The organism is Paenibacillus sp. YPG26 (genome assembly GCF_023704175.1).
Taxonomy (GTDB): domain Bacteria; phylum Bacillota; class Bacilli; order Paenibacillales; family Paenibacillaceae; genus Fontibacillus.
In genome coordinates this window covers 2,336,887-2,357,500 of the sequence record NZ_CP084530.1, presented here as the reverse complement: position 1 = coordinate 2,357,500, position 20,614 = coordinate 2,336,887, and the positions used below count along the sequence as shown (strand labels likewise).

The following is a 20,614-nucleotide window of genomic DNA, read 5'->3' as shown; positions in this document are numbered from 1 at the left end:
AGGTAGAGCACTGATTGGGTGCGGGGCCCGCCAAGGGTTACCAAGCTCAGTCAAACTCCGAATGCCATCAACTTCTGTCCGGGAGTCAGACAGTGAGTGCTAAGATCCATTGTCAAAAGGGAAACAGCCCAGACCATCAGCTAAGGTCCCCAAGTGTGTGTTAAGTGGGAAAGGATGTGGAGTTGCACAGACAACCAGGATGTTGGCTTAGAAGCAGCCACCATTTAAAGAGTGCGTAATAGCTCACTGGTCGAGTGACTCTGCGCCGAAAATGTAACGGGGCTAAACACACCACCGAAGCTATGGCTTGGATCGACTTCACTGCTTCTTTGAGGCGGTGTTTAAACGAAGTGACATTTTTGCCGAAGGCAAACCTCCTAGAGGTTTCGGCCAAATGGTTCACAGGGGTTAAACACACAGGCTTCGAAGCTGGAGTGAAGTCGATCCAGGGGTAGGGGAGCGTTGTATGCAGGTTGAAGGTGTACCGTAAGGAGCGCTGGACAGCATACAAGTGAGAATGCCGGTATGAGTAACGAAAAGATCAGTGAGAATCTGATCCGCCGAAAGCCTAAGGGTTCCTGAGGAAGGTTCGTCCGCTCAGGGTAAGTCGGGACCTAAGGCGAGGCCGAAAGGCGTAGTCGAAGGACAACAGGTTGAAATTCCTGTACCACCGTAATCCGCTATGAGCGATGGGGTGACGCAGCAGGGTAGTGACGCGGACTGATGGATGTCCGTCCAAGCAGTGAGGCTGGTGTGTAGGCAAATCCGCACATCGTTAAGGCTGGGCTGTGATGGGGAGCGAAAATTATAGTAGCGAAGGTCATGATCTCACACTGCCAAGAAAAGCCTCTAGTCAGGAGAAGGTGCCCGTACCGCAAACCGACACAGGTAGGCGAGAAGAGAATTCTAAGGCGCGCGGAAGAACTCTCGTTAAGGAACTCGGCAAAATGACCCCGTAACTTCGGGAGAAGGGGTGCCCCGGTAGTGTGAATAGCACGAGGGGGCCGCAGTGAAAAGGCCCAAGCGACTGTTTAGCAAAAACACAGGTCTGTGCGAAGCCGTAAGGCGAAGTATACGGGCTGACGCCTGCCCGGTGCTGGAAGGTTAAGGGGAGTGGTTAGGGGTAACCCGAAGCTATGAACCGAAGCCCCAGTAAACGGCGGCCGTAACTATAACGGTCCTAAGGTAGCGAAATTCCTTGTCAGGTAAATTCTGACCCGCACGAATGGCGTAACGACTTGGGCGCTGTCTCAACGAGAGATCCGGTGAAATTTTAATACCTGTGAAGATGCAGGTTACCCGCGACAAGACGGAAAGACCCCATGGAGCTTTACTGCAGCTTGATATTGGACTTGGGTACGATTTGTACAGGATAGGTGGGAGCCTAAGAAGCCGGAGCGCCAGCTTCGGTGGAGGCAACGTTGGGATACCACCCTGATCGTATCGGAGTTCTAACCTGGTACCGTGAACCGGTATGGGGACAGTGTCAGGTGGGCAGTTTGACTGGGGCGGTCGCCTCCTAAAGAGTAACGGAGGCGCCCCAAGGTTCCCTCAGAATGGTTGGAAATCATTCGAAGAGTGCAAAGGCATAAGGGAGCTTGACTGCGAGACTGACAAGTCGAGCAGGGACGAAAGTCGGGCTTAGTGATCCGGTGGTACCGCATGGAAGGGCCATCGCTCAACGGATAAAAGCTACCCTGGGGATAACAGGCTTATCTCCCCCAAGAGTCCACATCGACGGGGAGGTTTGGCACCTCGATGTCGGCTCATCGCATCCTGGGGCTGAAGTAGGTCCCAAGGGTTGGGCTGTTCGCCCATTAAAGCGGTACGCGAGCTGGGTTCAGAACGTCGTGAGACAGTTCGGTCCCTATCTGTCGTGGGCGTAGGAAATTTGAGAGGAGCTGTCCTTAGTACGAGAGGACCGGGATGGACGCACCGCTGGTGCACCAGTTGTTCCGCCAGGAGCACAGCTGGGTAGCTACGTGCGGAAGGGATAAGCGCTGAAAGCATCTAAGCGTGAAGCCCCCCTCAAGATGAGATTTCCCAATTAGTAAGACCCCTTGAAGACGACGAGGTAGATAGGCTGGGGGTGGAAGTGCAGCAATGCATGGAGCTGACCAGTACTAATCGGTCGAGGGCTTATCCAAGACAGCTTCACGAAGTGTAACTTCGGAAGCAACACAATCTAACACGCACAATTCGTTTCGTATCTAGTTTTCAGGTGATCAAGCCTGAGGAGAAGATGTGGGTTTTATTAAAGCCTGATATTTTCTCGCAGCATAACTTTTCTGAAGTCGGATATTTTCCTGAAGTAATTCAGGGATTGATGGCTCGGAAAAATCCTGTTTGGTGGCGATGGCGGAGGGGTTCCACGCGTACCCATCCCGAACACGACCGTTAAGCCCTCCAGCGCCAATGGTACTTGGACCGCAGGGTCCTGGGAGAGTAGGACGCCGCCAAGCAAAGAGTAAGCCTTATCGAGAGATCGATAAGGCTTTTTTTCTTTTTTGTAACCCGATGCTGAGCATCCGGTGCAGCAAGAATTTACGTTACACAAGATCTACGCAGAAACTAGGTTATATAGTAACTCAGTAAGCTCTTTTTGCTAGAATACTTGTTGCCAAAGTTAAACTTCAGAGTGTGAACACTAAGCCAATTTAACGTATATCTGCTTCTTTCTATGAAAACTAATTAGAGGCCATCAGATTAAGTGCTGCAACAACACTAAGAAATAATGACGTAGGCTGCATTATCCTCCGGCACTGTGGTAATAGTATATAGTGTGCCAATGCTTGAGAAGGTACGTACGATGAGATTACGATTAGTAGGTGTAGAGACTCGTGAAAAAACGACAACCCCATAGCTGTCAAATCTAGCAGTCTGGATCAATCTCCCGGAGGTCGTGCTGACGGTAGCAAAGAAACCAGATGTGTTGTACGGATTGCCGGAAGGATTCGTCCATACGATCGTTAGGCGGCGCAGTCTTTGGGTAGGCTTCAAAATTCTATTGTACTTGGTCACATCAAGCTTTCGACCCGTTCCTAACCGGACAGCACGAGTAGGGCGTTTAGCCATTATAAATCACTCCTATAATTTTGAGTATTGAGCAAGCCAAATCGTTATGCCAAGGATCGAGTATTAAGAAATAATGACATAGGCAGCGTTACCTTCGGGAACTCTTGTTACTGTATATAGTGTGCCGTTGCTTGAGAAGGTACGTACGATTAGGTTGCGGGAGGTGGGTGTAGAGACTCGTGAAAAAACGACAACCCCATAGCTGTCAAATCTAGCAGTCTGGATCAGTCTCCCGGAGGTTGTGCTGACGGTAGCAAAGAAACCAGATGTGTTATACGGATTGCCGAAAGAATTCGTCCATACGATGGTCAGACGGCGCAGTCTTTGGGTAGGCTTCAAAATTTGGTTGTACTTGGCTACATCAAGCTTTCGACCCGTTCCTAACCGGACAGCACGAGTAGGGCGTTTAGCCATTGGAAAATCACCTCCTAAAATTCAAGTTAATATATTAAATGAGGTTGGAAGTGTTTTAGATTGTGCTTTATTACTTAATCTTGAAAATAATCATGTTGGAGTGCGAATCCTAGAGATTAATTTCACATTGTCGTAGAAGTTGTGAGACAAGTGGGGTAGAATAATAACACAAACGGATCAAGACGGTTCACAGGAGCCGGCGGAGGGAGTACATATAAGATGAGTAACCTAAGTGTGTTGCGAAGTCCAAAGCATCGGAAGCTGCTGGTTAGTGCAGGGCTAAGCTGGATGTTCGATGCGATGGATGTTGGAATTTTGTCTTTTATTATCGCTGCATTAAAAGTGGAGTGGAACTTGTCACCAGGACAAGTCGGGCTCCTTGGAAGTATTAATTCAATTGGAATGGTGCTCGGGGCTGCGCTGGCCGGATACTTTGCTGACCGTTATGGCCGTAAAAATATTTTGCTGTGGACGCTTCTTATCTTCTCGGCAGCCAGCGGACTATCAGCCCTTGCGGCAAGCTTCACCATGCTCTGTGTGCTTAGATTTGTGTCTGGAGTAGGCTTAGGTGGGGAACTGCCGGTCGCTTCAACACTGGTATCCGAATCAATGCCTGTTCAAGAAAGAGGAAGAGCTGTAGTCCTGCTCGAAAGTTTCTGGGCAGCCGGATGGATACTTGCTGCGCTAATCTCTTATTTTGTAATTCCTCATTACGGCTGGCAGGCTGCTTTTGTTATCGGGGCTCTTCCGGCACTCTATGCCATATACCTTCGTAAGGCTATTGACGATTCGCCGCGGTTTGAGAAGATGAAGTCTGAACGAAGACTTGGCTTCCGGGAGAAATTGAGGCTTGTCTGGTCCGCGGGTAACCGTAAATCAACAGTCATGCTGTGGGTGCTGTGGTTCACGGTGGTACTGTCTTATTACGGCATGTTCTTATGGCTGCCCAATGTTATGATGCTGAAGGGCTTCAGCTTAATCAAGAGCTTTGAGTATGTTTTGATCATGACGGTGGCACAGCTTCCGGGTTATTTTACAGCAGCCTATTTCATTGAAAAGTTCGGACGCAAATTTGTTCTTGTAGGATACTTAGTCCTAACAGCTCTAAGTGCGATCTGGTTCGGATACTCTACCTCGGAAGGCATGCTTATGGCCGCGGGAATATGCTTGTCATTCTTCAATCTTGGTGCATGGGGTGGACTCTATGCGTATAGCCCAGAGCTGTACCCAACCCGGATTCGTTCCACTGGTGTAGGATTAGCTACTTCTATAGGACGGATTGGAGGAGTGATTGGACCTCTTTTAGTTGGCGGCTGGATCGGAGCTGGAGAGGGCGTTGACCGTATTTTTGCCTTTTTCTTTGTAACTATCTTAGTAGGGGCAGCAGCCGTCTTATTCCTTGGCAAGGAGACCAAGGGACTTGAACTGCAGGATTAGGACTATTCAGTATAAATGATAGCGGGCGCGCTGGTAATCAGCGGCGTCCGCTTTTTTGCTATCCTTATGACACACAAGCGCGAAATGTAGAATAATGATGGGAAATGTCGAGGTTTTGCTTGAATTGTTCCTATTAAATTTATTCATTTCAACCACACAGGATACTAGGATATTCAGAACATGACAGCGTGTCCACTTCATAGTAGAATATGATAGACCATGTCTATATGAAATGAACTAAAGAGATAATTACTTGGAGCAGGTTAACTAATTATAGTTCAGGTGCTTAAGTCAAGCCGTCTTTAGTTCAGATTCTGTTTCTTTACAGTCAAGAGAAAAAAATTATGTCGGAGAGGAAATCGGATCATGTCAGAACATGAAGAACCCAAGCAATCATCCCATGACCAGTTAAATACCGGAGAGTTGTTAAATGCTTTAATGGCTTTAAAAAAGGGAGATTTCTCATACCGTATGCCTTACGATCACACAGGCATCGCCGGCAAAGTGGCAGATACATTTAATGAAATTATGGATATGCAGGAAAGCCTCGTCACCGAGGTTCAAACTGTGGCCAAGGTAGTGGGCAAGGAAGGTAAGTCAACACGGCGGTTCTCGCATAAGAATACAGGAGGCCAATGGGAGATTGTATCAGAGTCAATCAATGGTCTCGTGGCTGATCTGATTCAGCCCACAAGTGAGATGGTTCGCGTTATTAATGCGGTAGCCCAGGGGGATCTCTCCCAGAAGGTGGACCTTGAATTTGAAGGCAGGCCGCTTACCGGTGAATTCCAGCGGACAGCTACTAACATCAACATGATGGTGACCCAGCTTAGCACGTTCGCTTCCGAGGTAACCCGTGTAGCCCGTGAAGTAGGAACAGAGGGTATTCTTGGCGGACAAGCAGATGTGAAAGGGGTCTCGGGCACCTGGAAGGATCTCACGGACAGCGTTAACAACATGGCTACGAATTTGACGGATCAGGTGCGTAATATCGCAGCTGTAACCACAGCCGTGGCCAAGGGAGATCTGTCCAAGCAGATTACCGTTAACGCCAAAGGCGAAATTCTGGAGCTTAAGGACACCATTAATACGATGGTGGATCAGCTCTCGACATTTGCCTCCGAGGTAACCCGTATGGCCCGTGAGGTAGGAACAGAGGGTAAGCTGGGCGGCCAGGCGAACGTAAAGGATGTCTCAGGTACATGGCGTGACCTTACCGAAAGTGTTAATGATATGGCTTCGAACCTGACCGATCAGGTACGTAACATTGCAGTTGTAACTACTGCGGTAGCGAACGGGGATTTATCGAAGAAAATTACAGCGGATGTTCAAGGCGAAATCCTTGAGCTTAAAATTACGATTAATACGATGGTGGATCAGCTCTCGACATTTGCCTCCGAGGTAACCCGTATGGCCCGGGAAGTAGGCACAGAAGGGATCTTGGGCGGCCAGGCTGAAGTAAGCGGTGTTGCTGGCACATGGCGTGATTTGACCGAAAGCGTTAACTACATGGCGAGCAATCTGACGAATCAGGTGCGTAACATTGCTGAAGTAACGACTGCAGTCGCACAGGGTAATCTGTCCAAGAAGATTACGGTTGATGCCAAAGGCGAAATCCTGCAGCTCAAGAGCACGATCAATATCATGGTGGATCAGCTTAGCAACTTCGCTTCCGAGGTTACACGCGTAGCCAGAGAAGTATCAACAGAGGGTAAGCTGGGCGGCCAAGCGGATGTTAAAGATGTATCGGGAACCTGGAAGGACTTGACGGATAGTGTTAACTATATGGCGGGTACGCTTACCGATCAGGTGCGTAATATCGCGGAAGTGACCACAGCCGTTGCGAAGGGCGATCTGTCCAAGCATATAACTGTTAATGCCAAGGGTGAGATTTTGGAGCTGAAGAACACGATCAATACGATGGTGGACCAGCTGAGTACTTTTGCCTCCGAGGTTACCCGTGTGGCGCGTGAGGTAGGTACGCTTGGAATGCTGGGCGGCCAGGCTCAGGTAAAAGGGGTTGCCGGAACGTGGCGTGACCTCACGGAAAGCGTTAACTATATGGCGAGCAACCTGACGAATCAGGTGCGTAACATCGCTGTCGTTACCACAGCGGTAGCCAACGGGGATCTATCCAAGAAGATTACCGCGGATGTTCAAGGAGAGATTCTTGAGCTCAAGAACACGATTAACACGATGGTGGACCAGCTCTCAACCTTTGCTTCCGAGGTAACGCGGGTGGCGAATGAGGTAGGTACGGAAGGGAAGCTGGGCGGTCAGGCCCAGGTTAAGGGCGTAGGCGGAACCTGGAAGGACCTGACTGAAGGGGTTAACAGCATGGCCCGGAATCTGACCGACCAGGTACGTAACATTGCAGATGTGACTACCGCGGTTGCAAAAGGGGATCTTTCTAAGAAGATCACCGTTGATGTAAAAGGTGAAATTCTTGAGCTGAAGAACACGATGAATACGATGGTGGATCAGCTCAGTAACTTTGCCTCCGAGGTTACCCGCGTTGCGCGTGAAGTCGGAACAGAAGGTAAGCTGGGTGCACAGGCCGAGGTGAAGGATGTGTCCGGCACCTGGAAAGACTTGACTGATACGGTTAACTATATGGCCAGCAACCTGACGATCCAGATGCGTAATATTGCGGGAGTAACCACAGCCGTGGCCAATGGAGATCTGTCCAAGAAAATTACCGTAGATGTAAAAGGTGAGCTCTTGGAGCTGAAGAACACGATTAATACGATGGTGGATCAGCTCAACTCATTTGCCTCCGAGGTTACCCGTGTGGCGTCTGAGGTAGGTACCGACGGTAAGCTGGGCGGTCAGGCCCAAGTTCGCGGAGTTGGCGGTATCTGGAAGGACCTGACGGATAACGTAAATATTATGGCTACGAATCTGACCGACCAGGTACGTGGAATCGCTAAAGTCGTCACGGCGGTAGCGAACGGGAATTTGAAGCAAAAACTAACCGTGGAAGCCAAAGGTGAGATTGCCGAGCTGACGGATACGATTAATAACATGATCGATACGCTGGCAACCTTTGCCGATCAGGTTACTACGGTGTCAAGAGAGGTAGGAGCGGAAGGGAAGCTGGGCGGACAAGCGAGTGTACCGGGTGCGGCCGGGACTTGGCGTGATCTTACCGATAACGTTAACTACATGGCGAGCACGCTCACAACGCAGGTGCGTGCAATCACCAACGTAGCTACCGCCGTAACCAAGGGAGATCTCTCACGTACGATTGATGTGGCCGCCGCTGGGGAAGTAGCCGCGCTCAAAGACAATGTGAATGAGATGATTCGGAACCTCAAGGAAACTACCCGGATTAACACAGAGCAGGATTGGCTGAAGACCAATCTGGCGAAGTTCTCACGTCTCCTACAGGGTCAGCGTGATTTGTATGCCGTCAGCCGCATGATCTTGTCTGAGCTTGCTCCGCTGGTATCGATGCAGCACGGTGTATTCTACATTAACGAAGCGGTGAACGGGGAGCCTGTGCTTGAATTGTTCGCAAGCTACGCCTATCAGCAGCGCAAGCACCTGTCTAATGAATTCCGTGCCGGAGAAGGCTTGGTGGGACAATGCCTGATTGAGAAGCAGCGGATTCTGCTGAACAACGTACCAAGCGATTATGTTATGATCTCCTCAGGACTTGGGGAAGCTACCCCGCTTAACATTGTGCTTCTTCCGATTATCTTTGAAGATCAGGTGTTGGCTGTACTTGAGCTTGCCTCATTCCGGAAGTTCAACGATATTGACCTTGCCTTCCTTGATCAATTGACAGAATCGATCGGTATCGTTATCAATACAATGCAGGCGAATCAGCGTACAGAAGAACTGCTTATGCAGTCGCAATCGCTGACGGAAGAACTCCAGAAGCAGCAGATGGAGCTTCAAAATACGAATGAAGAGCTTGAGGACAAAGCCAAGCTTCTGGTTATACAGAAGGCTGAGGTTGAGAGCAAGAATAATGAAGTGGAAGTCGCCAAGCGCTTCCTTGAAGAAAAAGCGGAGCAGCTGGCACTGACTTCACGCTATAAATCCGAGTTCCTGGCCAACATGTCTCATGAACTTCGCACACCACTTAACTCACTGCTGTTGCTTGCAGAGCAGCTTGCCGAGAATCCGGATGAGAACCTCAGTGATAGCCAGGTGAAATACGCGAAGACAATTCAGGACTCAGGGCTGGATCTTCTGAATTTGATCAACGATATTCTGGATTTATCCAAAATTGAATCCGGAACGGCTTCTGTAGATCTTAGCGAGATTTCGCTTGTCGACCTGCTAGAGGGGCTGAATCGCGCCTTCCGTCCATTGATCGGAGGTAAGGAGCTTGATTTCACACTCAAGGCTGATTCAGACGTGCCACAGAAAATTGTTACAGATCAAAAGAGATTACAGCAAATACTCAAAAATTTATTATCAAATGCGTTCAAATTCACTGAAAGAGGTCTGATCTCACTCCATCTGCGCAAAGCACTGGATGGCTGGAGTGAAGATAACGAGACACTGAACGATGCTGGTATGGTCTTGTGCTTCTCGGTTAGCGATACGGGGATCGGAATTGCGGATGACAAGCAAAGTATAATTTTTGAAGCCTTCCAGCAGGCGGATGGAAGCACGAACCGGGAATATGGCGGTACGGGGCTAGGTCTTGCAATCTCACGCGAAATCGCAGCTATGCTTGGCGGAGAGATCACGCTGTATAGTGTTATGAATAAGGGAAGCATCTTTAATCTATATCTTCCTGTAGATGTGGATGCATCCGATTCAGGCCTTACACCCAAATATGTGCCTGAGGTCATTGATGTAACCCCGCCGGAGTCCCATCGCTTCAGCTCACGAAGTGAGGTTAAAGATGACCGGGATAATATCGGGCCAAACGACAGGGTCTTCCTGATTGTTGAGGATGATCTCAAATTCAATGAGATTCTGCTTGATGCCCTTCATCGTAAAGGAATCAAGGCAGTAATCACAACCAAGGGTTCGAATGCGCTAGAGCTCGCCCGAAAGTATCAGCCAGTTGCAATAACACTGGATCTGAGGCTGAAAGACACGGACGGCTGGCTTGTAATTGAGCACTTGAAGAACGATATGGAAGTCCGGCATATTCCGGTATGTGTGATTACTGTTGAGGAAGACGAATTTGAATTGAAGCAGAAAGGTGTTCATGGCTATCTGTGCAAACCAGTTACCAATGAAGAGCTGGATAACACACTGGACAAACTTAATGCCTTCGCGGATAAGCAAATTCATACACTGCTGGTTGTTGTGCGGGAAGAAGAGCCCCGCAAAGAATTCGTCCAGATGATCAACAGCAAGGATCTGAGAATTACTGCTGTGGATACATCGAGAAAGGCACTGAATCAGCTGAAAACCAAAGAATTTGACTGTGTGCTGATCGATAATGACTTGGCGGATCTGGACGCTCTTGCTCTAATACGTGAAATGTACAAGAACCCGCAGAACAAACATGTTCCAATCGTTCTGCATCGCAGCAGAAAGTGGACGATGGAGGAAGAGAACGAGCTTGAGGAATTCATCAAGACGGCTGTAATCAAAGAAGTGAAGACCTCCAATCAGGTCATGGATGAGACCAGTCTGTTCCTGCATCGCCGTACGGAAGATCTACCGGCCGATACCCGCGAGAAGCTGGTTAAGCTTCATCAATCAGACGAAATGATCAGATACAAAAAGGTGCTCGTCGTTGATGATGATGTGCGTAATATATTTGCGCTAATGACTATTCTGGAACGGCATAATATGAAGGTTATACCAGCAGAGAATGGTCAGGAAGCGATCCGAATTCTGGAGGAGACACCGGATATTGAGATTGTTCTAATGGATATCATGATGCCTGTGATGGATGGTTATGAGACCACGAGAGCTATTCGTATGAAGGATGAGTTCAAGGATCTTCCGATCATCGCTTTGACCGCCAAAGCGATGAAGGGAGACCGGGAAGAATGTCTAGAGGCAGGAGCCTCGGATTACATTACGAAGCCTGTGAATAGTGCGCAGCTGTTGTCCATGATACGCAGTTGGCTTGATCGGGATAGTGCTGTGAATGATGAGATAATAAGCGAATAATGAACATAGGCTCCCCAAAATGGTACATCCATTTTGGGGAGCCTTGTTATTCCAGAACTAGTTCAATAGTAATCGTAGTGATGAAAATATTCTGTTCAGGTAAGCCTTTATCCGCTTGTCCTCAAAGATAGTGGTGAAACATAATGAGTAAGGACAGACATATTATCTGAAGGAGGAGAAATAATAATGAGCAGTAGAACATTCTCAAATAAAAAAATCAGACTTATGATCTCTTCAGTTCTTGCTTTAGCCCTAGCTTTTTCAGTAGGATCTCTGGTGTCCGCAGAAACTCTGAACCGGCAGGCTCCCCGGGTTGTATGGGACAAAGAAGTAGAGCTTCCTTTGGACTCTATTTATGAGCATGGCCAACGTGAGATTCTGGCAGCATACCTTCGAAATGATCAAATTACAGTAAATTCTATTAGTACAGGTGGAGTCAAAAAGGAGAAGGTAACCTTCCCTAAGTATAATATTTCTTATTTGGCGTCCTTTCATCAGACACGGGGCGGCGGATATATCTCTACAGGTGGCAAAGAAATCCTGAAGGTGAACGGACAGGGCAATAAGGATTGGGAATACACGCTATCCCTAGAGAATACCTATCTTAAGTCTGTGGATCAACTGGTGGATGGAAGTTATATCGTTGCCGGAACCACGCCAGGTTCTCTAGGACAGGAACGGGATTTAATCTTGGTTAAGCTGGCGGGAAATGGCAAGCTCATCTGGCAAAAGACTCTAAGAAAAGCAACGGAGGACTCCGTATCTCTGGTTAAGCATACGGAAGATGGCGGCTTTATCTTGCTAGGCGAGGCTACTTCCCAAGAGGGCACAGGAACAGTAACCTTGTCCAAATTCAGCAGCACCAGCAAGCTGGAATGGGAGAAGAGCTTTGCCCCCGCTCAGGATAGTCAGAATTTATGGAATACTGCTCTTGTGCAGGATAAGGACGGTGGGTATGTGATCTCAGGGTTCTACAATCATCCGAATCCTAATCACAATATACGAAATTTAACGACCGGATATATCCTGAAGACAGATGTGCAAGGCAATCTTCTGTGGTCTCATCCTCTGGACAGCAGCCTTGACCGTAGTTATGCTAACGATGTTCAGCTTGCTGCAGGCGGCGGATATATTGTTACGGGAAAAACAAATGAGGACTGGCACGGAACGGTCTCCAAAGCGTTCGTGCAGCGCTTGAACAATTCAGGCATGGTGCTCTGGACAACAATAATTGAACGTACTGAACCAATAAACCGGGGGGTAATCGTCCTCTCATCACCTGGTGGTTACTTGATTCTCGGAGATGCCTATGATCGGGTTAAGGCAACCAAATTAAGCCCTCAATAATTTTTTGAAACCAAGCAAGGCTCTTCTTCGTAAATATTCAGATGTAATTATAAGGACATAACTTAAGGAGAAGATGTTTGTGGAAAGTGACAGGTATGGTTTGAACTTAGTATTAATCGCTTTATTGATTTTTCTGACAGCATTCTTTGTAGCTGTAGAGTTTGCAGTGGTTCGATTGAGGAGCAGCAGAGTGGACCAACTAATCACGGAAGGCCGTAAGAATGCTAAGGCCGTGAAGAAAGTACTGGATAACCTGGATGGTTATCTGTCTGCATGTCAGCTCGGTATTACGATTACTGCGCTCGGATTAGGATGGCTTGGAGAACCTACGATGGAAGCCATCATGCATCCTTTATTCAGCGGTCTCAATATCCCTGAAAGTCTGGGCAGCGTGGTGTCTGTAATTATTGCATTTGCCCTAATCACTTATCTTCATGTTGTCGTAGGTGAATTGGCACCCAAAACTCTCGCTATTCGCAAAGCTGAGACGATTGCTCTTCTTACGGCAAGGCCTATAATCTGGTTTAGCAAAATTATGTATCCTTTCATTTGGGCCTTGAATGGATCAGCCAATCAGCTTGTGAGACTCTTTGGTGTAAAGCCTGCTTCGGAACACGAGGAGGCGCACTCGGAAGAGGAGCTTCGTATTATCCTGAGCGAAAGTCTGGAGAGCGGCAAGATTAACCAGGCGGAGTACGGTTATGTGAATCGAATCTTCGCATTTGATAATCTGATGGCTAAGGACATTATGGTTCCCAGAACGGATATGATCTGTTTATATACAGGCAAGACAAGACAAGAGAATCTTGAGATTATCAAGGAACAGCAGTACACCAGGTTCCCGGTTGTTCAAGAGAGCAAAGACAATGTTATTGGTATTATTAATACCAAGCAATTCTTCCTTGCCTATGAGGACAATCCCAATCTTGATGTATCGGATTTAATTCAACCCGTAATGGCCGTTCCGGAATTTATTCATGTGAATACCCTGCTGAAGCGTCTTCAGAAGGATGGTACCAACATGGCGATTCTTATTGATGAATATGGCGGAACCTCGGGTCTCGTAACGATTGAGGACATTCTGGAACAGATCGTTGGCGAGATTAGGGACGAGTTCGATACGGAAGAAGAAGAAGATGTGAAAGTCTGGGCACCAGGACACTTGACTGTGAATGGTAAAGTGTCTGTAATGGAAGTTAGCAGTCATCTCACGAGTGAGCTTGATTCCGGAGAGTGGGATACAATTGGCGGCTGGCTCTTCGCACAGAACAGCGAATTGGGTGTAGGCGATAGCATCGTGCATGGAGATTATCGTTACACGGTTCGCAAGAGGAAGAAGAACCGCTATTTAATGATCGAGATAATTGATAAAGAGGCATCGCAGATCGAGTAAGAGTAAGAATAAGACCCGGAAGCTTCTTCCGGGTCTTATTCTATTTTGAAGCGAGGTCATGTGCAGGCACCTACTCATACATGGAGGCAGTTCCTCATGGCTGCAGTTCAGGTGTCTCTTCAGGTTCCTCCTCAGCAGGAAGAGGTTCTTGGTCAACTACCGGCTCTTCTTCAACTACAGGTTCCTGGTCAGGTGTTGGCTCTTGATCAAGTGAGGGCTCTTGGTCCGCATTCCGATCCTCCGTTTGTGCTGCACCCTGCTGTGCAGGCCAGACTACCGTAGCGGTATGTGGTGTGTCATAAGCAGATGCCCAGTAATAACCTGGGGCTATAATCCGCTGCGGAGCGAACCCGGCCATGCCCGAAGCAGTAGGCACAGCTTCCGAGTCAATAGCTGCAATAGTGCCAGGAGTGAGCTTGAAGGTTACATATTTACCTGCCATATAGGTGAATCGGCCGTATACAAGAGCTGAGAGTTCCTCTTTTGTACTGAAGTCTTGTACCTTGAGGGTTGCTCTGATCTTGCCTGCGTTCAGCGATACCTTCATGGAGCTAATGGTCATCGGTTGTAGATGTGTCTCTCCCGTGGTGGCTGAGGTAATACCGCTAGCAGGACCGACGTTACCGCTGATATCAACCGCAGCTACTTTGTAATAGTAAGTTGTTTGTGGAAGCAGGCCCTCATCTGTATAATCCAGATTGTAGGATTTGCCTGCATAGTTGGCTACGCTTGGTGTGAATTCAGGAGATGTGCTCCGGTAGATTCGATATTCCTCAATGTCCGAGTTATCCGTTGCCCGGCCATAGGTCAGCTTAATCGTCTGATAATCAAAAGTGACAGCTTCGGGATCGGTACTAAGTGCAGTTGGTGGAGTGGTGTCCTCGATCTGTGGCTTCCAGAATACCGCATTAGGTCCCCATTCCGTAGGAAGCCATCTAATGGAGTCGTAGTGGTGCATAGCTATTCCGCCAAATGACGGTTCATTGCTAAACTTCTGATATACCGCGGCCAGTTGGCTCTCCATGTAGGTCCGTCCTTCTTCCCGGAAGGTAATGGACTCCGGATCGCCACTATTCGCGATGTCGAGTGTCTCAACACCTACGATAACCGAGTTAGGCTTATTGATAGAGTTCGCATAGTCAATTTCACCTTGAGCTCCGTCAATGATTCCTCTGCTGCTATCTGTATAATCCATGATGGATATATAATCTGTTATATCCTGAACATGCTGGGACAACCACTTGGTCTGTCCTTGCCATGTGATATCGTTAGCGGCATTGGAGGTGTCATACCATCTTGGAATGGCAGGGCCAACAGGAAGGTTAAGGCCTGACAGGTTTCTGCGTTCCATCATCGTTTGAAGCAGATTCAGATAGTCGATCTGAAGCTGAGGCTTGGTAGTGCCGAATTCACCAAGAATATAAGGCTCCACGTCGACATTCACTCCGTCGAAGCGTTCATCCGGCGGGGAAGAAAGATTGAAATTAATGACTTTCTCGATTTCGTTGATGGCATGTTTATTATATCTCTTGTAACTTCCGAAATAGGGAGGTACGGTTCCGCCAGCGATACAGGCTTGAATTTTCAAGCCGCGTTCATGAGCCCATTTCAAGAATTTGCGGAGTTCCTTGCGCTTTTCCTCCAGCATATCCACACCCTCATGTGGGAATACCCCCATATAAATGGTAGTGACAGCCCCCGAGTTGAAGGTGGAGGTATCGCTGGTGAACTGTTCAAGTGCGCTTCTGGAACCGGGATTCAGAATCAGGTTGTAGGCAGCCTTTTCCCAAAGCCAAATGGCACGATCCTGCTTCTCAACGATAACCGGTTCACGGACACCTTCGCCTGTATATACATAGCGGGTTGAGCTTTTACCGATGTTATTGTGATCGTCGGTTGCTCTGGCTTCAATGCTTAAGGTCTGATCTCCTTTCAGCACTGGGCTGTAAGCGTATTCATAAAGATTTCCTTTTAAGATTGTATTTTTCCAAGAGCTTCCGTTAATTCTGATCTGTACTGAAGTGAGCGGGTTGCGTGCGGTTGCTTTAACCTTAATCAGTTGAATTCCAGTTAAGCGGCTTCCGTCTTCGGGGCTGACAATTTCAACAGCGGGTTTGTTCGCTTCGGGATGATCTACATGGAATACGACGAATGGGGTGGAAATTCCGTAACGGGTATCCGGCCGCTGACCGCCGGCTACAATCTCAATTGCACCATCATAACTTGAAGTGTCCAAATCATAATACCAGGTGCCAGACTCTGTACCGGAGGCATCATCCTCCATATGGACGTCCTCTCTGCGGGTTGCATTAATGACCAGACTGATGTTGTAGACATTGGAATAACGACCGGTTATGCGAACAATAGTGTCTGAGGGAGTGGAGCCATTAGTGGGAGAATCCAGTGTGATTGCTGGTTCCGCATAGGTCCTAGGAAGATTAGGCAAGTATATTGGAAGAAGGGAACAGAGGAGGGAAAGGACGACAACAAGTTTCATGAGCTGGGGGACTGACAGCAACTTCTTAAACGTCGGTCTGGCCTGCAGCATATAAAGCCGCCTCCTTTTTCTGATATTCAATTGGGGTCTTGGAAGATGTGTAACGCTATCATAGAGCGATCTTCTATCAACAACAATCTCCGTATATCGTCCTTTTAAGTCAAAAAAAAACCGAGTCTTTCACTTGGAAAGTACCCGGTTCCTCAGCCTTTTATTATAGTTAAGATTATTAATTCGCAGATGAACTCTCAACTAATGACTTCCAGCCTAAATAGTCATGGACAGCAATACCGCCGTAAGAGGTATAACCAGACGCAAGCTGAACCAGCTTCTCAAGCTCCTGATTCATGAAGCTTGCACCTTCCTCATAGAAGGAAATGACATCGCCTTCAGAAGTGTTGTTGGTCTCAACCCCTGTATGCACGGTCTTACCCAAGGCAACTCCTTCTTCAAGAATGGTCTTGGCCACATTGAAAATTCCTGTGCTAGTGTCACGATATGACATAAGAGTTACAGAGTTATACTGCTTCAGCATCCAGCTGCTGAGTGTAGACGTACCATCAGGAACCTTAATCGTGTGCAGCCAGAAAGGAAGATCAGCAGCAATAGGCAGTTTAATGACGGCTGCTCTTTGAACCATATATTGAACATTACTCTGCCACTGGGAAATAATAGACTTTTGGTTCGTATTCCAGTCAGGCAGCAGATAAGGCTCGATATCGACATGAATACCTTTGAACTTCTCATTTACACCCGCGTTCAACTGGTAATTCTCAATCCATTTGAGCAGTGTCGTCAGCTGTGTACGCTGACTGGTGAGTGCCCATGTGGAATGGCCATCCAGCGCATGAACTTCTATTCCTTGCGCAGTAGCTTGTCGAATGAAATTTTTGTAGTATGAAACATTTATCTTTCGGTTAATTTGTAAATAGATTACGTTTACGCCTTGATTCTTATAAAAGGTTAGAACCGTTGATCCAGATTGCTTGATCAGGCTGGTGTCCCATAACCAGGACGCTTTCTGGGTTGCAGCAGCACTAACAGGTGTCAATGAGGCACCTCCTGATGTGAAGCTAATGATCATGGCAGCGATGAGCAAATATAAAGGGCGGATAAGTGTTAATTTCATGATAGCTCACTCCTTGTGATGTGGTAAATCCTTCCCAAGTGTTAATTTAGGTTATATGCCCACCTTTCAGGTATAATAGATATGAGTCTGATCTCCTGCTCCTTAATCCAACTTTTAGAGGGGAATTAAGTCGAATGAAGTGTATAAATATAATTTCGTCACAATATTTGTCCTAATTCATAGGCCTTTGGAATCAAAATGTCGTAAAACTTTATATTTTGTTTTAATATATGTCGTATAGTCTAAAAAGTGAGTAAAAACATCATAGAAGAGAGGTCATGATTTTTTGAAAAGATCCATTGCGTGGGTTACCGACAGTACCTGCACCATAGATCCCGATTATGCCAAGGAGAATCATATATATATTGTTCCACTGCGCTTAATGTTGGGTGATGAGTGTTACAGAGAGACTGTAGATATTACAGCAGAGCAATTTTATGAGCAGTTAAGACTTCATGAGAAAGCTGGAAGTTCACAGCCTCCGATTGGTGAATTTGTCCAGCTGTATGAATCTCTAAAAGATAAGTATGATGAAATCATCGCAATCCACTGTTCTTCGGAACTCAGCGGAACTATGAACACATCCATGCAGGCTGCAGAAATGGCTGAGGTTCGAGTAACCGGGATTGATTCGCAAGCAGGGGCCTTTCCGCTTAGGGAAATGATTCTGAACGGGATAAAGCTGCATAAGCAGGGGAAGACGGTGGAGGAGATCAAAGAGAGACTTGAGCAAATGGCTCAGAATCTTGCATTCTATGTGATTCCTGCCAGTCTGCAGAGGCTGCATCGGAGCGGCAGAGTATCAGGAACACAGCTGCTTGTAAGCCAACTTCTCAGAATTCATCTGTTGTTGAAGTTCGACAAAGGAAAAGTTCTAGTGGAGGATAAAATAAGAACCTTCAAGAAAACGAAACAGCGGATGATTGAGCATCTGAAGGCAGATATCGGGAGAATTAAAGAGGTCTGCATCATGCATGTTAACAATCCGGCCGAAGCTGAGGAACTGGAACGGGAACTAACGAATCTGGATCCGGGACTCCGAACAGAGATAATGACCTTTATTCCTGTTGTAGGTATCCTTGCTGGTGAAGGCACAGTAGCTTTGGCCTGGATACGTAATCAGCCAGCTGTCTAGGTCTACTCGAACTGTGCTGATTCATGGAAGAAGCCTTAGAAATAAGGCTTTTTCTGCATGAATATCAAGGTAACTCGAGAAAATTTGTTCTTGTAATACATAAATCAAGAATCTCTCCACATACTTCAAATAACTAATTTGAAAGAATGGAGATCACAAATTTATGACTGTTCATCTATGTTGGAGGTTACCGAAATGGTTGCTCGTTGGTACTCTTGTTATTGTCAGTACTTCATGCGGTCCAGCAAGAAAGGATTCGACTAACTTGAAATCACAAGCGCTGCACGATTCCAAAGCTGCCATTATCAAGAAGAATGTGTATAGAGACTCGGGGGGGAAAACTTGGATTCCTTTACGTGTTGCAGCAAAGACCTTGGGTCTGAACTATAAAGAGAATGCGAATGCTGTCCTGATTGGATTCAGTGATCCTATCTACGAAGTATATCCGGGCCGGAGTACAGCCGTATCCAAGGGAACAACCATAACCCTCAAAGACAGGCCTGTGCACAGGGACAACCAGATCTGTATAAGTCTCACGGATCTCTCAGCCCTTCTTGGGACAGAGACTGCTTGGAACAGCGAATCTGGCAGGCTTGAGATATCCAAGCTTCCGCCCCTTAAGGAGGCAGCTAATGGCCAAGATCAAAGGCTTGGAGGTTTCAGAGCCCTCAGTTCGGTAGACACTCAGGAGCTGGTGGCCTATGCTAAGAGATTTCTTGGCGTTGCTTACGAGTTCGGAGCCGATGAATACACGACTTCAAGAACTTTTGATTGTTCTTCATTCACCCAGCATGTATTCAAGCAATTCAATGTGGATCTGCCTAGACTGGCAAGTGAACAGGCCAAGAGAGGAACCGCCGTTGAACGAAGCGAGCTTAGAACAGGAGATCTGATCTTCTTCACTGTGCCCGGCCGATTCCAAGATGATCGAATCCCGGGACACGTAGGCATTTATATCGGGGATGGGAACTTCATTCACACTTGGGGTGGTCCCGGTGTGCAGATCAGTCCGCTGGATTCGGGTTACTGGCAAAGAGTGATTTTAACGATGCGAAGAGTACTTTAGTAAGACCTAGTCCTTTAGTAGACCCTAATAAAAACCGGCTAATTTGATGACCGCTCTGTAAAAAGGGGCGGTTTTTTCGCTGAAAAATGGGATTGTAATTCTTCAACTATTAGGATACAGGCACTAAGGGAATCAGTTAAATTGGCTTAACTCTAGGTCTATCTGTTCAAAACTATATTAAATTTTTTAATTATCCGTTGTGTAATAGGTCAATATTGGTATATGCTATCCTGGTTAGTTATCCTGATAACACCCGGCAGCTGATCTGTCGGGTGTTAAGTATGATACAGGGGCCTGTTCCACCCGTTTGTTACTTGCATAATGTGTGAGAAGCACTATATAAGGCAGTTGAGAATACGTCCTATATAACAAGCAAGCAGACGGAGGGGTCAAAGTGATACATTCACCTTTGAGCGGTACCTATGATGCATTGTTCAGCCTGGGAGCTAATTGTCAGACCGCCTATCAGCTGAGAAGACTTGGGGCTCGCCATGCTGCAGGCCCGCTGGATTGGTTCATCTCAAGCTCACATCGGGGATTAATAGCCGTATTGCAGAACCGTTTTGAAGACTTTATGAAACTTGATCATCTGAAGCTCGTAGGACAATTCAAGACCTGTTACTGCATTAAGGATGAGAAGTATGACATCTTCTCATATCACGACTTCCCGGTCACACTGCCTCCGGATCGATGGACGGAAGCTTATCAGGAATTTCAGAGCAGACAGTTACGGAGACAGGAGAGATTCTTGCAGACTGCCAGCAGGGCAGAGCGTATCTTATATATCCGCATGGGCTCCACACTTGATGAGGCGATACACCTTCAGCAGATTTTATCTGAACTAACGGCCCATTCATTCACGCTGCTAATTGTGAATACCGGACACAAGACAACTCAGAAGATTTGCCCCGAGTTCAAACAAGGGATAATTATGGCAGAATTAAATAAGGGTTCTGATTGGCGTGGAGATGACCAGGGGTGGGAGCAGCTGCTGCAGGACATTGTAATAAAGGACTAGAGAGGTA

General features: G+C 47.2%; 11 protein-coding genes and 2 rRNA genes (1 of these 13 cut by a window edge). 9 read left to right on the top strand and 4 right to left on the bottom strand.

All coding sequences use genetic code 11. The annotated features are described in order from the left end of the window. Together LDO05_RS11070 and rrf are read left to right on the top strand one after the other, a co-directional pair. Nucleotides 1-2,147, top strand: a 23S ribosomal RNA gene (locus tag LDO05_RS11070) (it extends 908 nt beyond the left edge of the window). A 198-nt stretch (nt 2,148-2,345) separates the two neighbouring features. Further along, nucleotides 2,346-2,462 (top strand): 5S ribosomal RNA (gene rrf / locus LDO05_RS11065). A 262-nt stretch (nt 2,463-2,724) separates the two neighbouring features. Here the strand turns inward: rrf and LDO05_RS11060 are convergent. Together LDO05_RS11060 and LDO05_RS11055 are read right to left on the bottom strand one after the other, a co-directional pair. Continuing rightward, nucleotides 2,725-3,075, bottom strand: coding sequence for a hypothetical protein (locus LDO05_RS11060; RefSeq protein ID WP_251375460.1), 351 nt, complete (start codon nt 3,073-3,075; stop codon nt 2,725-2,727). A 63-nt stretch (nt 3,076-3,138) separates the two neighbouring features. Continuing rightward, nucleotides 3,139-3,489, bottom strand: coding sequence for a hypothetical protein (locus LDO05_RS11055; protein WP_251375459.1), 351 nt, complete (start codon nt 3,487-3,489; stop codon nt 3,139-3,141). 219 nt (nt 3,490-3,708) lie between these two features. Between LDO05_RS11055 and LDO05_RS11050 the strand changes: the two genes are divergently transcribed. The 4 genes from LDO05_RS11050 (at nt 3,709) to LDO05_RS11035 (ending at nt 13,762) form a co-directional block, all read left to right on the top strand. Next, the gene (locus LDO05_RS11050) at nt 3,709-4,926 is read left to right on the top strand and encodes an MFS transporter (RefSeq protein WP_251375458.1); all 1,218 of its coding nucleotides are present in this window, start codon (nt 3,709-3,711) and stop codon (nt 4,924-4,926) included. A 366-nt stretch (nt 4,927-5,292) separates the two neighbouring features. Further along, entirely contained in the window at nt 5,293-11,022 is a 5,730-nt protein-coding gene (locus tag LDO05_RS11045) for a HAMP domain-containing protein (RefSeq protein WP_251375457.1), read from the top strand. Between the two features lie 186 nt (nt 11,023-11,208). After that, entirely contained in the window at nt 11,209-12,369 is a 1,161-nt protein-coding gene (locus tag LDO05_RS11040) for a hypothetical protein (protein WP_251375456.1), read from the top strand. A 73-nt stretch (nt 12,370-12,442) separates the two neighbouring features. Further along, on the top strand, nt 12,443-13,762 hold the full coding sequence (locus LDO05_RS11035; protein WP_251375455.1) for a hemolysin family protein: 1,320 nt from the start codon (nt 12,443-12,445) through the stop codon (nt 13,760-13,762). 94 nt (nt 13,763-13,856) lie between these two features. Here LDO05_RS11035 and LDO05_RS11030 read toward each other — a convergent pair whose 3' ends face one another. Both LDO05_RS11030 and LDO05_RS11025 read right to left on the bottom strand, forming a co-directional pair. After that, complete coding sequence (locus LDO05_RS11030; protein ID WP_251375454.1) at nt 13,857-16,046, bottom strand: glycoside hydrolase family 18 protein; 2,190 nt, start codon at nt 16,044-16,046, stop codon at nt 13,857-13,859. A gap of 442 nt (nt 16,047-16,488) precedes the next feature. Further along, nucleotides 16,489-17,388 (bottom strand): hypothetical protein, encoded by a 900-nt coding sequence (locus LDO05_RS11025; protein ID WP_251375453.1) that lies wholly within the window; start codon nt 17,386-17,388, stop codon nt 16,489-16,491. Nucleotides 17,389-17,674: 286 nt separating this feature from the next. Here LDO05_RS11025 and LDO05_RS11020 point away from each other — a divergent pair, with 286 nt between their 5' ends. The 3 genes from LDO05_RS11020 to LDO05_RS11010 all read left to right on the top strand — a co-directional run bounded on the left by LDO05_RS11020 (nt 17,675) and on the right by LDO05_RS11010 (nt 20,607). Further along, nucleotides 17,675-18,523, top strand: coding sequence for a DegV family protein (locus tag LDO05_RS11020; protein ID WP_251375452.1), 849 nt, complete (start codon nt 17,675-17,677; stop codon nt 18,521-18,523). 265 nt (nt 18,524-18,788) lie between these two features. After that, on the top strand, nt 18,789-19,589 hold the full coding sequence (locus tag LDO05_RS11015; protein ID WP_251375451.1) for a C40 family peptidase: 801 nt from the start codon (nt 18,789-18,791) through the stop codon (nt 19,587-19,589). 394 nt (nt 19,590-19,983) lie between these two features. Then, on the top strand, nt 19,984-20,607 hold the full coding sequence (locus LDO05_RS11010) for a DUF1796 family putative cysteine peptidase (RefSeq protein WP_251375450.1): 624 nt from the start codon (nt 19,984-19,986) through the stop codon (nt 20,605-20,607). The last annotated feature ends 7 nt before the right edge of the window (nt 20,608-20,614 follow it).

Excerpts from the sequence above, each read along its gene's own strand:
- LDO05_RS11025 (WP_251375453.1), bottom strand. The coding sequence starts at position 17,388 with ATGAAATTAACACTTATCCGCCCTTTATATTTGCTCATCGCTGCCATG.
- LDO05_RS11060 (WP_251375460.1), bottom strand. The coding sequence starts at position 3,075 with ATGGCTAAACGCCCTACTCGTGCTGTCCGGTTAGGAACGGGTCGAAAG.
- LDO05_RS11030 (WP_251375454.1), bottom strand. The coding sequence starts at position 16,046 with ATGGAGGATGATGCCTCCGGTACAGAGTCTGGCACCTGGTATTATGAT.
- LDO05_RS11045 (WP_251375457.1), top strand. The coding sequence starts at position 5,293 with ATGTCAGAACATGAAGAACCCAAGCAATCATCCCATGACCAGTTAAAT.
- LDO05_RS11050 (WP_251375458.1), top strand. The coding sequence starts at position 3,709 with ATGAGTAACCTAAGTGTGTTGCGAAGTCCAAAGCATCGGAAGCTGCTG.
- LDO05_RS11035 (WP_251375455.1), top strand. The coding sequence starts at position 12,443 with ATGTTTGTGGAAAGTGACAGGTATGGTTTGAACTTAGTATTAATCGCT.
- LDO05_RS11040 (WP_251375456.1), top strand. The coding sequence starts at position 11,209 with ATGAGCAGTAGAACATTCTCAAATAAAAAAATCAGACTTATGATCTCT.
- LDO05_RS11055 (WP_251375459.1), bottom strand. The coding sequence starts at position 3,489 with ATGGCTAAACGCCCTACTCGTGCTGTCCGGTTAGGAACGGGTCGAAAG.